The sequence below is a fragment of the Sphingobium limneticum genome, from assembly GCF_008710155.1.
Taxonomy (GTDB): Bacteria; Pseudomonadota; Alphaproteobacteria; order Sphingomonadales; family Sphingomonadaceae; genus Sphingobium; species Sphingobium limneticum.
In genome coordinates this window covers 89,361-104,013 of sequence record NZ_VYPZ01000011.1, presented here as the reverse complement: position 1 = coordinate 104,013, position 14,653 = coordinate 89,361, and the positions used below count along the sequence as shown (strand labels likewise).

15 protein-coding genes are annotated in these 14,653 nt (G+C 64.9%); 7 read left to right on the top strand and 8 right to left on the bottom strand.

All coding sequences use genetic code 11. From position 1 onward, the window contains the following. The first annotated feature begins 151 nt into the window (after positions 1-151). From F4U94_RS14515 to F4U94_RS14505, 3 genes are all read left to right on the top strand, one after another. A complete protein-coding gene (locus F4U94_RS14515; protein ID WP_246171634.1) occupies positions 152-1,555 on the top strand; it encodes an aspartate aminotransferase family protein in 1,404 nt (467 codons plus the stop codon). A 19-nt stretch (positions 1,556-1,574) separates the two neighbouring features. Further along, positions 1,575-2,069 (top strand): Lrp/AsnC family transcriptional regulator, encoded by a 495-nt coding sequence (locus tag F4U94_RS14510; RefSeq protein ID WP_066855158.1) that lies wholly within the window; start codon positions 1,575-1,577, stop codon positions 2,067-2,069. A gap of 138 nt (positions 2,070-2,207) precedes the next feature. Then, positions 2,208-3,353 (top strand): M20 aminoacylase family protein, encoded by a 1,146-nt coding sequence (locus F4U94_RS14505; protein ID WP_120253413.1) that lies wholly within the window; start codon positions 2,208-2,210, stop codon positions 3,351-3,353. Positions 3,354-3,480: 127 nt separating this feature from the next. Here F4U94_RS14505 and F4U94_RS14500 read toward each other — a convergent pair whose 3' ends face one another. From F4U94_RS14500 to F4U94_RS14480, 5 genes are read right to left on the bottom strand one after another with little or no spacing between them, the layout of a single operon-like run. Further along, complete coding sequence (locus F4U94_RS14500) at positions 3,481-4,404, bottom strand: copper resistance protein B (RefSeq protein ID WP_120253414.1); 924 nt, start codon at positions 4,402-4,404, stop codon at positions 3,481-3,483. Then, a complete protein-coding gene (locus tag F4U94_RS14495) occupies positions 4,401-6,140 on the bottom strand; it encodes a copper resistance system multicopper oxidase (protein WP_120253415.1) in 1,740 nt (579 codons plus the stop codon). Before F4U94_RS14495 ends, F4U94_RS14500 begins: the two co-directional genes overlap by 4 nt. Positions 6,141-6,164: 24 nt before the next feature. Next, positions 6,165-6,722, bottom strand: coding sequence for an RNA polymerase sigma factor (locus F4U94_RS14490; protein WP_120253416.1), 558 nt, complete (start codon positions 6,720-6,722; stop codon positions 6,165-6,167). Next, on the bottom strand, positions 6,719-7,156 hold the full coding sequence (locus tag F4U94_RS14485; protein WP_120253417.1) for a periplasmic heavy metal sensor: 438 nt from the start codon (positions 7,154-7,156) through the stop codon (positions 6,719-6,721). The genes F4U94_RS14490 and F4U94_RS14485 overlap by 4 nt, the downstream gene beginning before the upstream one ends. Beyond that, entirely contained in the window at positions 7,153-7,416 is a 264-nt protein-coding gene (locus F4U94_RS14480; RefSeq protein WP_232016377.1) for a hypothetical protein, read from the bottom strand. The genes F4U94_RS14485 and F4U94_RS14480 overlap by 4 nt, the downstream gene beginning before the upstream one ends. A gap of 153 nt (positions 7,417-7,569) precedes the next feature. On the opposite strand from F4U94_RS14480, the gene copC reads away from it, so the two are divergent. Beyond that, positions 7,570-7,944 (top strand): copper homeostasis periplasmic binding protein CopC, encoded by a 375-nt coding sequence (gene copC, locus F4U94_RS14475; RefSeq protein ID WP_120253418.1) that lies wholly within the window; start codon positions 7,570-7,572, stop codon positions 7,942-7,944. 6 nt (positions 7,945-7,950) lie between these two features. Next, positions 7,951-8,808 (top strand): copper homeostasis membrane protein CopD, encoded by an 858-nt coding sequence (gene copD / locus F4U94_RS14470; protein WP_120253419.1) that lies wholly within the window; start codon positions 7,951-7,953, stop codon positions 8,806-8,808. A gap of 13 nt (positions 8,809-8,821) precedes the next feature. Here the strand turns inward: copD and F4U94_RS14465 are convergent, their stop codons facing one another. The 3 genes from F4U94_RS14465 to F4U94_RS14455 all read right to left on the bottom strand — a co-directional run bounded on the left by F4U94_RS14465 (position 8,822) and on the right by F4U94_RS14455 (position 12,877). Then, on the bottom strand, positions 8,822-9,541 hold the full coding sequence (locus F4U94_RS14465) for a cupin domain-containing protein (RefSeq protein ID WP_120253420.1): 720 nt from the start codon (positions 9,539-9,541) through the stop codon (positions 8,822-8,824). 115 nt (positions 9,542-9,656) lie between these two features. After that, positions 9,657-12,179 carry an ABC transporter permease gene (locus F4U94_RS14460; protein WP_120253421.1) on the bottom strand — a complete coding sequence of 841 codons (2,523 nt, stop codon included), beginning with the start codon at positions 12,177-12,179 and terminating at the stop codon, positions 9,657-9,659. After that, positions 12,176-12,877, bottom strand: coding sequence for an ABC transporter ATP-binding protein (locus tag F4U94_RS14455; RefSeq protein ID WP_120253422.1), 702 nt, complete (start codon positions 12,875-12,877; stop codon positions 12,176-12,178). Before F4U94_RS14455 ends, F4U94_RS14460 begins: the two co-directional genes overlap by 4 nt. Here F4U94_RS14455 and F4U94_RS14450 point away from each other — a divergent pair. Next, entirely contained in the window at positions 12,876-13,598 is a 723-nt protein-coding gene (locus tag F4U94_RS14450; RefSeq protein ID WP_120253423.1) for an arylesterase, read from the top strand. The two genes, F4U94_RS14455 and F4U94_RS14450, sit on opposite strands and share 2 nt — an antisense overlap. Further along, on the top strand, positions 13,595-14,635 hold the full coding sequence (locus F4U94_RS14445; RefSeq protein WP_120253424.1) for an oxidoreductase: 1,041 nt from the start codon (positions 13,595-13,597) through the stop codon (positions 14,633-14,635). Before F4U94_RS14450 ends, F4U94_RS14445 begins: the two co-directional genes overlap by 4 nt. Positions 14,636-14,653: the final 18 nt, after the last annotated feature.

Below are 14,653 nucleotides of genomic sequence, written 5' to 3'. Positions count from 1 at the left end.
GGCCCTCTCTTCATCTACCAAAAAGTCTCTTAGTAGGACAGCGGCATATTATGCCGTCCGCCTTCGCCATTATGTAATGACAGGGTCGCCAATCGCCGCATATCAGGCTTTGCAACTGCGGCATGCAGATAGGCTGGCGTTCAGAACCACAATGGCGAGCCCCCTGATGACGCTGCAATCCAACCGTTCCCTGCTGGACATCGACCGCGACCACCTGATCCACCCCGTCACTTCCTTCCGCGGGCATGAGGCGCATGGCGCGCTGCTGCTGGAAAGCGGCAAGGGCATGTGGCTGAAGGACATGGACGGCAAGGAACTGCTGGACGCCTTTGCCGGCCTGTGGTGCGTCAATGTCGGCTATGGCCAGGACAGCATCGCCGAGGTCGCGGCCGAGCAGATGCGCCGCCTGCCCTATGCCACCGGCTATTTTCATTTCGGCAGCGAGCCGGCAGTGCGGCTGGCGCAAAAGCTGGTCGACCTGAGCCCTGAAGGGCTTGATCATGTCTATTTCACGCTGGGCGGATCGGACGCGGTGGACAGCGCCATCCGCTACATCACTCATTATTTCAACGCGATCGGCAAACCGGAAAAGAAGCAGTGCATCGCATTGGAGCGCGGCTATCACGGGTCGAGCACGACCGGTGCGGGTCTGACGGCGCTCGCGAATTTCCATCGCGGTTTCGACCTTCCGCTGCGCTGGCAGCATCACATAGCGTCGCCTTATCCCTATCGCAGCGATCTGGAGGGCGACGACGCAGCGATCATCGCCCGGTCGGTGCAGCAATTGAAGGACAAGGTGGCGGAGCTGGGCGCAGACAATGTCGCCGCCTTCTTCTGCGAGCCGATCCAGGGATCGGGCGGCGTGATCGTGCCGCCGGTCGGCTGGCTGAAGGCGATGCGCCAGGCCTGCGACGAACTGGACATCTTGCTGGTCGCCGATGAGGTCATCACCGCCTTTGGTCGTACCGGTCCCATGTTCGCTTGCGAAGCGGAGGATGTGACGCCCGACCTGATGACCGTCGCCAAGGGCCTGACTGCGGGCTATGTGCCGATGGGCGCGGTGCTGATGTCAGACCATATCTATCAGGGAATCGCCAACGGCGCGGCGCCCGAAGTGGTGATCGGCCATGGCGCGACCTATTCGGGCCATCCGGTCAGCGCAGCCGTGGGGCTGGAAGTGCTGCGCCTCTATACCGAGGGCGGGATATTGGCAAACGGGCAAAAGGTCGCCGCGCGCTTCGACGCCGGCATGGCGGGCCTGATGGATCATCCCATGGTTGGCGACACGCGCGGGCGCGGCTTGCTGGGCGCGATCGAGCTGGTCACGGACAAGGGCAGCAAGGCGCGGTTCGATCCCGCCCTGAAACTGGCCGATCGGTTGTTCGCCAAAGCCTATGATAATGGCGTCATTTTCCGCGCCTTTGCCGACAATATCATCGGCCTGGCCCCGGCGCTGTGCGCGTCGGACGCGGAGATGGACGAGATATTCGCGCGCATCGCCAAGACGCTGGACGATCTGCTCGAAGAAGCCGATATTCGTGCGGCGGTGAGATAAGAGACGGGGAGCAAGGCAGATGTTGGGCGGACCCAGACTGGACAGGATCGACCTCAAGATCCTGACGCAACTTCAGCAATCAGGCCGCATCACCAATGTCGAATTGGCCGACGCGGTCGGCCTGTCGCCCAGCCCCTGCCTGACGCGGGTGAAGCGGCTGGAAAAGGCTGGCTACATCACCGGCTATGGTGCGCACATCAACCTGCACAAGCTGGGCGAATATCTGACCGTCTTTACCGAAGTGACGCTGACCGAACATCGCGCCGGCGACTTTTCCCGGTTCGAGACGCGCATCCGCAAGCTGGACGAGATCGTTGAATGTCACCTTGTCAGTGGTGGCTACGACTATCTGCTGAAATTCGTAACGCGCGGCGTGGCCCATTATCAGTCGATCATCGAAGGCATGCTGGAGAGCGACTACGGCATCGAGAAATATTTCAGCTATGTCGTGATCAAATCGCCCTTCATCAAGCATCATTACCCGATCCAGCATCTGTTCGGGGAACAGAGATAAGGTTTGGCTGGCATCTAAATGATGCGTTCCCCGGCGAAGGCCGGGGTCCAGTTGATACGGTCGGACTGGACCCCGGCCTTCGCCGGGGAAACAGATTTTGGTGAGACAGCATCAACCGATTGGGGCTAGCTTTACATCATGACCGACATATCCGACCTGATCGAACCGCTCGTCGCGTTCCGCCGCGACATCCATGCCCATCCCGAACTCGGCTTTTGCGAGCATCGCACCGCAGGAAGGATCGCCGAGCAACTACGCGCGCTGGGGCTGGAGGTGCATGAGGGGATCGGCAGGACCGGCGTGGTCGGCGTGCTGCGCAACGGCACATCTTCGCGCAGCATCGGGCTGCGCGCCGACATGGACGCGCTGCCCATCCATGAGCAGACCAACCTGCCTTATGCCAGCACGACGCCCGGCACTTTCCATGGCTGCGGCCATGATGGCCATGTCGCGATGCTTCTCGGTGCTGCGCAGCATTTGACGCGCAGCCGCAATTTCGACGGGACGATCAACTTCTTCTTCCAGCCCGCCGAAGAAGGCCAGGGCGGCGCGCGGGAAATGGTGAAGGAAGGCCTGTTCGAGCGTTTTCCCTGCGACCGTGTGTTCGGGCTGCACAATTGGCCCGATCTGCCCGCCGGCACGATCGCGACGCGCCCCGGCCCGATCATGGGCGCGGCCGACAAGTTCGAGATCAAATTAGAGGGCCGCGGGGGACATGCCGCGATCCCGCAGGATACGCCCGACGCCATAGTTGCTGCAGCATCATTGGTGCAGCAATTGAACGCCATCGTGTCGCGCCGGATCGCGCCGACATCGTCGGCCGTGCTGTCCATAACCCAGATTCATGGCGGACATACGCATAATGTGATCCCGGAACTGGTGACGATTTCGGGCACGGTGCGCACCTTCGATCCCAAGGTGCAGGACCGGATCGAGGAGTCGATCCGGCAGATTGCGGCAGGCGTGGCGCTGGCCGGAGAGTTGACCGCGCGCGTCGATTATACGCGCTATTATCCCGCGACGATCAACGATGCGGAAGCGGCGCAGGAAGCGCTGGATGCCGCCGCGACTGTGGGCGAAGCACAACTGGCGCCCGACCCGGCCTTCACGTCGGAAGATTTCGCCTTCATGCTGCAAGCCTGCAAGGGCGCCTATATCTGGCTGGGGCAGGCGAAGCCGGAAGGGTCGGTGCCGCTGCATAACCCGCATTATGACTTCAACGACGATGTGCTGGCGCTCGGCATCAAGCTGCACGTCGCACTGGCGGAGCGACATCTGGGCTGACCACGATGTCCCCGGCGCAGGCCGGGGTCCAGTTCGGAACATGGGACTGGACCCCGGCCTGTGCCGGGGAACATTTATCAGGCACGGGATGAGTCTGATCCGTCCTAATCCGGCCGTGCGGAAAACATCAGAACCAGAAGCGGATGCCCATCACCAGGCTTGTGGCCGATGCCCGCTCTCCCGCCGCGCGGGCGTAGCGCGCGGTGCCGCCGAAGCTACGTTCCCAGTTTACGCCAATATAGGGTGCAAATTCGCGGGCGAATTCATAACGCAAGCGCAAACCCAGTTCGATGTTGGACAGACCCGATCCGATGCCCAGCTCCGGCACGTCCTGCGCCGCGATATTCACTTCGGCGGCGGGTTGCAGCACCAGGCGCTGCGTGATGCGCTGGTCATAGCTACCCTCGGCGCGGACATGAACGTCACCCTTGTTCGACAGGAAGGCTTGCGCCTCCACCTCGAACCAATAGGGGGCGAGGCCCTCTATGCCGACGGTGGCATAGGTGCGCTGGGGCTGCGGCCGGAAATCATGCCGCACGCCGCCGACGATGTTCCACCAGGGATCGATCGCGCGGCTGTAGAGCGCCTGGAGTTCCGCGTTTTCGAGCGCGCCGCGCACGTCGCCCTCCCCTTCCGACTTGATGGCGAGGCGATTGATGTCGCCGCCGATCCAGCCTTCGCCCTCCCAATGATAGCCGTCGCCGCCCTTTTGCGCGCGATATTCCAGCCGGTCGATCATGAGCTGCGAAAAGGTCATGCCGCCGCTTTCCTTGAGCATGGCGGCGCGGGCGCGGGCCATGACGGCAGGGTCGTAAAGAGCTTCGGCGGCATGATCGGTGGGGACTGGCGGGGCGACGCCCCTGGGCACGCCATCATCCGATGCGGGCATGGCGTGACCGGCATGGGGATCGGCGGGTTGATCCGACGCCGCATCCTCCTGCCCTGGCGGCATCTGGTGCGCGCTATGGTCCATCTGGCTGTGGTCCTGTGCCAAAGCAGGCATGGCGGTGCCGGCCAGCAGCAGTACGGCGGAGGTGATCAGGCGCTTCATGCCGCGTCCTCCTCATGACGCACCGTGACGACGCGCATCATCCCGGCGTGCATGTGCATCAGCATGTGACAGTGAAACGCCCAGTCGCCCAGCGCATCGGCGGTGAGGTCAAAGCTGATCTTGCCGCCGGGCAGGACATTCACCGTATGCTTGCGCGGATTATGGGTCGGATCGTCGCCGGTCAGCAACTGGAAGAAATGGCCATGGATATGGATGGGATGCGGCATCATCGTGTCGTTGATGAGCGTGATGCGCACGCGCTCCATATGACGGAAGGCGATCGGGTCCGCACCGTCCGACAGCTTTACCCCATCGAAGGACCACATATAGCGTTCCATGTTGGCGGTCAGGTGAATGTCGAGGGAACGGGTCGGCGTGCGGATATCTGCGTTGGGTTCCAGCGACCGCAGATCGGCGTAAGTGAGGACGCGATGGTCGACATCCTCCAACCCTGTCGGCCGGTCGGCGGTACGATCGGCCGGCATGGAGGATAGGGTCGCGACTCCCGGTCCCATCGGCACGTCGGGCGCCACCGATGGATCGAGCATCTTCATGGCATGGCCGGACATGCTGTCGTTCGCTGGCTGGCTGAGGTCGATCACGCCGCCCTGCCCCATGTCCATGCCGGACATGTCCATCCCCATATCCTTCATGGTGAGGAGCGGACGCGCGCGCAGGTCGGGGATGGGCGCCACCATGCCGATCTGCGGCGCAAGTGTGGCACGGACCTGCCCCGAACGGTCGATGGCTTCGGCAATCAGACCATAGGCTTTCGCTTCGGTCGGCTGCACGATGACGTCGTAGCTTTCGGCGATGCCGATCTGGAACTCGTCCGTCTCGACCGGCTGAACATGCTGGCCGTCGCACTGGACCACGGTCATCGGCAGGCCGGGCAGGCGGATGTTGAAATTGGTCATGGCCGAAGCATTCACGATGCGCAGGCGCACCCGCTCGCCCGGCGCAAAGAGCCCGGTCCAGTTTTCCGGCGTGCCATGGCCGTTGATGAGGAAGCTATAGGTCGAGCCGGTGACATCGGAAATGTCAGTGGGGTCCATGCGCATCTTGCCCCAGTCCATCCGGTCCTTGAGGCCCTGATCCTTACCGGCCAGCAGCCCCGCCAACGTCTGACGCTGGAAATTATGATAGCCGCCCATCTGTTTCAGCCGCTTGAGCAGCACATGCGGATGGACCAGCGACCAGTCGGCCAGCACGATGACATGTTCCCGGTCCGACTGCACCGGATCGACGCCGGCGGGATCGATGACGATCGGGCCATAATGGCCCATCGCCTCCTGCATGCCCGAATGGCTGTGATACCAATAGGTGCCCGACTGACGGATCGGGAAATCATAGGTGAAAGTTTCGCCCGGCCGGATACCAGGGAAGCTGACGCCGGGCACGCCATCCATCTGGAAGGGGACGATCAGGCCGTGCCAGTGGATCGACGTGTCTTCTTTCAGATTATTGGTGACGGCGAGCTGAACCCTTTGCCCTTCCTTCAGACGGATGAGCGGCGCGGGCACGGTGCCGTTGATGGTGATCGCATGGGCCGACCGGCCGCCGGTGCCGAAATGACTGTCGCCCACGGTGAGCGCGATGCGATCGCCCGACAGGACTCCCGGCGCGGGATGCAGGCCAGCAGTGCCGCTGCGTGCCCAGGCGGGGACGGCGCCGGCCAGAGTCAGTGCGGCGGCGCCTTTGAAGAGGGTGCGGCGGTCAAGGGACAGATCGGTCATGCCCCTTCATACGCGGGCGGGGCTTCAATCCCTCAAAATTTCAGCGAGTTTTGCGCGAGCGCGGTAGAGGCGGGTTTCGACCGCCTTCTCTGTAATGCCCAGCACCTGCGCGGCTTCGGCCTGGCTCATCTGCTCGATCGTGCGGAGCAGCAGGACATTCTTCAGATTGGCCGGCAGCGTAGCGATGACAGCGTTGATGCGGGCGACCTCCTGCGCGGATCGCGCCGCTTCCTCCGGTGTCGCACCGGCGTCCGCAATGTCGAGCGCATCGTCGATGGGGTTGGCAAAGGCGAAGAAACGACGGACGGCACGGCGACGCCCCCAGTCGCGGCATTTGTTGAGGGTGATGCGCGCGATCCAGATGCGGAACGGGCGCGATCCGTCATAGCGGGCGAGCGCGGCGAAGGCGGCGACGAAACTTTCCTGCGTGATGTCGAGCGCTTCGTCAGGATCGCCGATGGCCCCGCGCGCCAGCCGAAACATGGCGTCGCGATGCCGCCGCATCAGCGCCCCATAGGCGGCCTGATCCCCGGCCAGCGCGCGAGTGGCCAAGGCGCGATCATCAGGATCGGCTGTCGTCACCGGGCCGGCTGGGTCAGCGCCTTGACGATCGCGGCATCGAACTGCGCCGCCTGATCGGGGCGCAATACACCGCGCATCGCGAAGATATGCTGGAGCGTTTCCTTTTGCAGCTGACCCATCACATGATGCGATCGATCGACGGCTTCGGCCACTTTGGGACCATAGCCATGTTCAACCTCGATCGCGGTGGCCAGCCGCTCATTGTCGGCACGCATTTCCGCCTCCAGCGCTTCGCGGCGCTTGGCGAAGGTGGCCTCCAGTGCGTGGATGCGCCGTTCCTGCGCGGCGTCGAGCGTCAGCCGCTGATGGAGGAGGGCGTGGACCTCGCTTTCGACGCGGGGTGGCGGCGCCAGCCAGATGCGCGCGACCAGCACGGCGGCAAGCGCCGCAGCGAAGGCCACCAGCGCCACCCATATATAACGCCGGCCGTTCATTGGCCGAGCAGGCGGGACGGCGCATAGTCGGACATGCCGATCGGCAGGGGCGCCGCTTGTGCAGGCGCACCGGGCACGATGCTGCCGGCCCAGCCGATGCCGATCGCCAGAAGGCCGGCCAGCATCAGGCTGCGCCGGGCCATCGCCCGGTCGCGCCGTCGGGCGAGGCCACCCATCACCGCCGCGTCCATATCCGCCAGGCGCGCGTCGGTCGGCATTGCCCGCACCGCCCCCAGCAACTGATCCAGATCGCTCATCATCTAATCTCCATCCTTCCCCACGCATACGCGCGAGCGACGGCTATCCCTCATCTGTACGGACGAAAAAATATGCCCATGGGTCGAGGGGTACGGCAAGTCCATGCGTATCATCCCCTGACCACCCTATCTGGCCACCCCGATGGAGACTATCCCATGACCCGTTATTTCCTGACCGCTGCTGCCGCCCTTGCGCTGGCTCTGCCCGGCGTAGCGAGCGCGCACAGCAAGCTGGTGTCGTCCACCCCGGCCGCCAACGCGACCGTCGCCAAGCCGACCAAGCTGAGCCTGACCTTCTCCGAAACCTTCCTGGCCCCCATGAGCAGCGCGGAGCTGGTGATGACCGGGATGCCGGGCATGGCCAATCATGAACCGATGCCGATCAAGGGATTCAAGACCGACGTCAACGGCAAGACCATGACCCTGACCTTCCCCCGCGCTCTGCCCGCCGGCAGCTATGACCTGAAATGGCATATCGTCGGCGCCGACCAGCACAAGATGGAAGGCGGTTACAGCTTCAAGGTCAAGTAAGAGCCGATGACCGAGGGGGCACTGATCGGCGCGCGCTTTGCACTGATGATCGACCTCGCCCTGCTCATGGGCCTGCCGCTATTCTGGTGGGCCATGGGCATGGCGGGGAGAAAGAGCCTGCTGGTCATTTTGGCGCTGGGCGGCATGGCGCTGTCTGCGCTGTGGTTGCTGGCCAGCGCCGCCGCCATGACTGGCACGCCGATCAGCAGCCCCGACTGGGCCAGCGCGCAGATATTGCTGACGATGACACCGATCGGCCCGGTGCTGGCGGTGCGCAGTGGCGCACTGCTGTTGACGCTGGCTTGCCTTCTCCTGCCGCAGGGCCTTCGGGTCGCACTGATCCCTGCGGCGGTCGCGGCTGCAACGCTGGCCTGGACCGGTCATGCCGGCGCGACGGAAGATATGGCGGGTACGCTGCACCGGGCTGCCGATGTCGCCCATATATGGGCGGCGGCTGGATGGATCGGGGCACTCGCGGTGCTGCTGCATGCGGTGGTGACGCTGCGTCATGATGTGCAGCGGGTGGCCGCGATGCTGGGCGGCTTTGCCCTGATGGGGACGCTGATCGTGGCGACCCTCATCATCAGCGGCGCGATCAATCTGGTGACGATCGTGGGGTTGGCGGACGCGCCGGCGCTGGTGGGCAGCCGCTATGGTATGTTGCTTGGCGCCAAGCTGGCACTCTTCGCACTGATGCTGGGGCTGGCGGCGGTGAACCGCTGGCGGCTGACGCCCTTGCTGGAGCGGGGCGAGGCGCAGCGGGCCATTGCCCATCTGCGCCTGTCGCTGGCCATCGAAACGAGCGCCGCCATCGCCATCATAGGGCTGGTGGCATGGCTGGGGACGCTCGATCCGATGGCCTGACCAGCCTTCCGTGTCAGGCCGGTCGGTAGATGCAGTAGACTTTCTTCACATGGACCTGGCTGTCCCAGCTACATTGTGCGCCCTGTTCCACCAGAAAGATGTCGCCCTTGTGGAAAGTCCCTTCTTCGCCGGCTTCGTCGACGAAGGTGACGCTGCCTTCGAGCAGGTACATGAGTTCGAAATGGCGATAGGCCATGGCGCGGCGATAATAGGGCGTCGAATCCCAGGTACCGACCATATATTCGCCGTCGTCCGATTTATAATCGCCATGGTTGCGGCACTGCGGCGTCGGGCCGACCAGCAATTCGGCAAGCGGGGCACCCGATGGTTCGAGCGGCGCACCGGTATCGACCGGGATGATCGCGCCATCGCCGGCCGGGCCGCCGCTGCGGCGCATGAAGACAAGGCGAACGTCGGCATCGGCCGACCAATCGAAGGTCGCGCCGTCGCGTAGCAGCAGGCTTTGGCCTTCGGTCAGCGTGAAGCGCTTGCCCGCCTGTTCGATGCGGACGGCGCCGGCTTCCACGATGATGAACTCTTCGCCGGGCAAGGCGGAAACGGTGCCGTTGCCCTGCGGCAGGAGGATAAGGCCGGCGCTGATCGGCCCGTCGGCGAGTGGCAGGGCTGCGCGAGCGCCCAGGAAAGCGTCGCCGATTGCCGGGGCGACGGTGACGCCTGCGGCCCATTGACGCAGGTCGATGAAGGAGCGGATTTGCGAAGCGGTGCTGGTCATGCCGGCCTTTTCCTGTGCTGGACGAAGGCGGCAGGATAAAAGCGGCGGCGCAGCAGGAGGCACCGATCGCGGCAGGATATGCCGCGATCGGTGCCGTTTGCGGCGGCAGCGGCCGTTACAACTGCCGCAGGGCGCGGGCCGGGCGGATCGACATCAGCGGAATCGCACCGGCAAGGCCGATGCCCAGCGTCAGCAATGCGCCGCCGCCCAATGTCGCCAGCACCACCCACCAGTCGGGCGCCCAGGTAAATTCGAAGATCCGCACGATGACGAACCAGGCCGCCGTCAGCCCGAGCCCTAGCGCAACCAGCGCCAGCATGGACGCAAGCAACCCATATTCGATCGCCTGCCCGCCCAATATCTGCCAGCGGGTCGCGCCCAGCGTCTTCAATATCACGCTGTCATAACTGCGCGCCGCGCGGGAGGCGGCGATGGCGCCGACCAGCACGGCGATGCCCGCCAGGATCGCGACCGAGGCGGCAGCGACGATGGCGCGCGACATCTGCGTCATGATGGTACCGACCTGATCGATCACATCGCCCACGCCGATCACCGACACGCCGGGGAAGGCGGCGAGCAGCGCGCGGGTCATGGCCGCGTCGTGGCGGGCATCCATGGTGATGGTCGCGGTCATGCTGTGCGGCGCGGCGGCCAATGTGTTGGGGGAGAAGACGAGGATATAGTTGAAGCCCATCGTGTCCCAGTTGACCTTCCGCAGGGAGGCGATGCGCGCAGTGATTTCCCGGCCGAGGATGCTGACGGTCAGATTGTCGCCGATGCCGATCCCCATGACCTTCGCCGCTTCTTCGTCCAGCGAGACGAGCGGCGGGCCGGCATAGGCGCGCGGCCACCACTGACCAGCGGTCAGGTCGCTGCCCTGCGGCAGGGCAGCGCTATAGGTGACACCGCGCTCGCCGCGCAGGAACCAGGCACCTTCGGGCAGTTCCTTCAGATCCGCGACGCGTTGCGCGCCATAGGCGACGATCGTGCCGCGCAGGGACGGCACGATGTTGAGTTGCGCTTCGGGTGCCTGCTTGCGGGCGATTGCGCGGAAGCGGTCGACTTGCACCGAGGGGATGTCGAGGACGAACTGATTGGGCACCTTTTCCGGCACGACGTTGCGGATTTCGCGATCGAGGCTGGTCTGGATGCCGGCCAGCGTCACGAACAAAGTGAGCGCAAGGCCCAGTGCCACGATCAGCGCGGCCGTTTGCGCGCCGGGGCGGTGAAGATTGGCCAGCGCAAGGCGCAGCAGCGGACGGCGCGGGCGCGGCGCGATCAGGGCGAGGCGGCGGACTGCCCAACCCAGGCCGAGGAGCAACAGCAGAACCGCCGCCGTCGCGCCGAGGACGGCGGCAGAAAAGAGCGGTTCGCGCGCGGTCAGCAAAGCCAGCGCGACGAGCAGGCCCCCTGCCCCGCCCATGGCGATCAGGCTGCGCCGGTCGATGCCGCCCCGCGTTTCCACCGCACCACGAAAGATGGCGGCGGCCGGCTGGGTGCGGGCGCGACCGAGCGGCGGGAAGGTGAAAAGGAAGGCGATGAGCAGGCCGTAAGCGGCGCTGGTGACAAGCGGCAGCGGATGGAGCCGGAAGCCGGGGCTGACCGGCAGCACATCACCCGCCAGCGCGACGATCAATGGCGGCAACAGCGCGCCCACGACAAGACCGGCGGCGATGCCGAGCAGCGCGACCACGCCGACCTGCATCCTATATATGCGGCCGATATCGGTGGAGGTCGCGCCCAGCACTTTCAATGTCGCGATGCCGCCGCGCTTGCCGGCGAGATAGGAGGCGACGCCGTTGCTGACTCCGATGCCGGCGATGACGAGGGCGGCCAGCCCGATCAGCGACAGAAACTGCCCCATGCGTTCGATGAAGCGATTGGCGCCCGGCGCTGCACGATCGCGGTCCTTCAGCGTCCAGCCGTCGGTTTCATGCGCCTTTTCCATGTCCTTGCGCACCGTGGCAGGATCAAAACCGGGGTTCAGGCGGATACGATATTTGGCGGTATAGAGGCTACCCGGCTGGATCAGGCCGGTACGGCGCAGCCCATCGATCGAGACGATCGCGACCGGGCCCAGGGTGAAGCCTTCGCCCAGCCTGTCCGGCTCGTCGGCGATGATGCCGCCGATGGTGAAATCGGCGGTACCATAGCGCAGCCGGTCGCCGGGACGAATCTCCAGCCGCTCCGCCAGCGCTTGGCCGATCAGCATATGATCGGGATCGAGTGGACTATATGTGCCGCTTTTCAGCGTAAGGGTACCATAAAGCGGATAGACGGCATCGACCCCCTTCAACTCGGTGAGGATCGCCGGCGGCGCATCTTTGGCCCCCTGCCCCACACGCTGCGCCATGGCGCGCAGGCGGATGGTTTCGCTCAGTGTGCCGAGTTGGCGGAAGGCTTCCTTGTCGCCCAGCCGTGCCTCCCGCTGCGTCATGGCGATTTCGATGTCGCCGCCCAGCAGATTGCGGCCGCGATCGCTCAGCTCCTGCGTGATCGCGGCGGTCAGACTGCCGATCGCGGCCAATGTCGCCACGCCCAGGAACAGGCAGAGGAAGAGAAGGCGCAGGCCGCGAAAGCCCAGATGCAGGTCGCGCCGGGCGATGCGCCAGCTGGCGCGCCAATTCAGCGCGTTCACGCCGCGCGGTCCGATATGATGTGGCCGTCGCGCATTTCCACGATCCGGCCGCAGCGCTGCGCCAGCACCGAATCATGGGTGATGATGACCAGGGTCGCGCCCGCCGCCGCCTGCCGTTCGAACAGCAGGTCCATGATGGTGGCGCCGGTGGTGACATCCAGATTGCCGGTCGGCTCATCGGCAAAGAGCAAAGTCGGGCGCGGCGCGACGGCGCGGGCGATGGCCACGCGCTGCTGCTCGCCACCCGAAAGCTGGGCTGGATAATGGTCGAGCCGATGGCCAAGGCCCACGGCGCGCAATTCCGCCGCCGCCCGATCGAAGGCATCGGCATGGCCGGCCAGTTCCAGCGGCACGGCGACATTTTCATGCGCGGTCATGGTCGGCAGCAGGTGGAAGCTTTGCAGGATGATGCCGATGCGGCCGCGGCGGGCCTGCGCCAATGCGTCCTCATCCAGCGCGCCGAAATCGACGCCGCCCACGCTGACGCTGCCGCCGCTCGCCTGTTCAAGGCCCGACAACACGGCCATCAGCGAGCTTTTGCCCGATCCCGATGCGCCGAGGATGGCGATGCTCTCCCCGCGCAAGATGGTAAGATCCACCCCCTTGAGGATCGCCACCGGCGCTTCGCGCGTTCCAAGCGAAAGGGTGACATCCTGCGCGCGGATCGCGATAGTGGTGGGATCGATGGGCAGATGCATGAAGAAGGAGCGCTCCTTGGGCCACAAGTGGATGCAATATGGGGCGTTGGCGCTGATTGTCCAACTGGCGGTGGCCTGTTCGGATAAAACACCCACTTCGCCGCCCGCCGGTCATGAAGCGCAGGTGGCAAATCAGGCACAGCCGGCGGTGCCGGCGGCGGACGAACCGCTGGTGGTCGCCTTTGGCGACAGCCTTTATGCCGGCTATAATCTGGATCAGGACAAGGGGCTGGCGCCGGTGCTGGAAAAGGCGCTGACGGCGCACGGCATGAAGGCGCGGGTCGTCAATGCCGGCGTGTCGGGCGACACCACGGCGGCGGGGCTGACGCGGCTCGCCTTCACGCTGGACGGCTTGCCCCGTAAGCCCGACCTGATGCTGGTGGGGCTGGGCGGCAACGACATGCTGCGAGGCCTGTCTCCAGCGGAGACGCGCACCAATCTGGACGCGATATTGGCGCAGTTGCAGAAACGCGGCATCCCGGTGCTGCTGACCGGCATGCTGGCGTCACCCAATATGGGGCCGGACTATGCCGCCGCCTTCAACCCCATCTATCCCGAACTGGCGCAGAAATATAAAGCCGGCCTCTATCCCTTCATGCTGGACGGGGTGATCGGCGATCGGACGCTGCAACTGCCCGATGGCATACACCCCAATGACAAGGGCGTGACGGTGATCGTCGGCAAGCTGGCGCCTGTGGTGGCCGAGGCGCTCAAGCCATGACGGCACGGATCAAGGTCGGCCTGATCGGCTATGGTATGGCCGGGCGGGTATTTCATGCGCCGCTGATCCGCGCCGCAAAGACGCTGGATCTGGTGGCGATCGCGACCAGCAGGGCCGATGAGGTGGCCGCGCTCGATCCCACCATCGCCTGCATGGAAGCGGCCGCCCTGCTGGCCGATCCGGCGATCGCGTTGGTGGTGGTTGCGACACCGAGTGCGACACATGCAGCGCTGGCCGCAGATGCCCTGCGAGCGGGCAAACATGTGGTCGTGGACAAGCCTTTCGCCCTGTCGCTGGCCGAGGCGCGCGATCTGGTAAAACTGGCGCACACCCATGGGCGGCAGCTGACGGTCTTCCACAATCGACGGTTCGACAGCGACTTCCTCAGCATCCGCGCGGCGATAGAGGAAGGCACGATCGGGCGGGTGACGCATTTCGAATCCCATTTCGACCGCTTCCGCCCGGAAGTGCGAGACCGCTGGCGTGAGGATGGATCGGCGGGATCGGGTGTCTGGTTCGACCTCGGCCCACATCTGGTCGATCAGGCGCTGGCGCTGTTCGGCCGGCCGCTGGCGGTCAGCGCGGATATTGCCGCGCTGCGCTCCGGATCGGCCGCGGACGATTGGGCGCATGTCGTGCTGCGCTATCCGGGGATGCGCGCGGTGCTGCACGCCAGCCTGAACGCGCCGGGTGGCGATATTGGTGGCAGTCCGCGCTTTGCCGTGCATGGCAGCGGGGGATCGCTCATCAAGCGGCAGCTCGATCCGCAGGAGGCGCAGTTAATCGCTGGCCTGCGTCCAGGTGAGCTGGGTTGGGGCGTCGATCCCGATCCGCTGGAAATTCATGACGGTGCCGGCGGCGTGACGCTGCGCCCGGCTGCGATGGGGTGCCAGCAGCTTTATTATGCCGAATTGGGCGCGGCCCTTCTGGCCGGCACCGCCCTGCCGATTCCGCTTGATGAAGCGGTAGCGGTGCAGGAGATTGTCGAAGTCGCGCTCTTGTCGGCGCGACAGGATCGAGTGGTGTCGCTGCCCTGAACTGACCTATAAAAAATA

Coding starts and splice junctions, on each gene's coding strand:
- F4U94_RS14505 (WP_120253413.1), top strand. CDS start 2,208: ATGACCGACATATCCGACCTGATCGAACCGCTCGTCGCGTTCCGCCGC.
- F4U94_RS14500 (WP_120253414.1), bottom strand. CDS start 4,404: ATGAAGCGCCTGATCACCTCCGCCGTACTGCTGCTGGCCGGCACCGCC.
- F4U94_RS14495 (WP_120253415.1), bottom strand. CDS start 6,140: ATGACCGATCTGTCCCTTGACCGCCGCACCCTCTTCAAAGGCGCCGCC.
- F4U94_RS14455 (WP_120253422.1), bottom strand. CDS start 12,877: ATGCATCTGCCCATCGATCCCACCACTATCGCGATCCGCGCGCAGGAT.
- copD (WP_120253419.1), top strand. CDS start 7,951: ATGACCGAGGGGGCACTGATCGGCGCGCGCTTTGCACTGATGATCGAC.
- F4U94_RS14480 (WP_232016377.1), bottom strand. CDS start 7,416: ATGATGAGCGATCTGGATCAGTTGCTGGGGGCGGTGCGGGCAATGCCG.
- F4U94_RS14485 (WP_120253417.1), bottom strand. CDS start 7,156: ATGAACGGCCGGCGTTATATATGGGTGGCGCTGGTGGCCTTCGCTGCG.
- F4U94_RS14465 (WP_120253420.1), bottom strand. CDS start 9,541: ATGACCAGCACCGCTTCGCAAATCCGCTCCTTCATCGACCTGCGTCAA.
- F4U94_RS14510 (WP_066855158.1), top strand. CDS start 1,575: ATGTTGGGCGGACCCAGACTGGACAGGATCGACCTCAAGATCCTGACG.
- F4U94_RS14450 (WP_120253423.1), top strand. CDS start 12,876: ATGAAGAAGGAGCGCTCCTTGGGCCACAAGTGGATGCAATATGGGGCG.
- F4U94_RS14445 (WP_120253424.1), top strand. CDS start 13,595: ATGACGGCACGGATCAAGGTCGGCCTGATCGGCTATGGTATGGCCGGG.
- F4U94_RS14515 (WP_246171634.1), top strand. CDS start 152: ATGGCGAGCCCCCTGATGACGCTGCAATCCAACCGTTCCCTGCTGGAC.
- copC (WP_120253418.1), top strand. CDS start 7,570: ATGACCCGTTATTTCCTGACCGCTGCTGCCGCCCTTGCGCTGGCTCTG.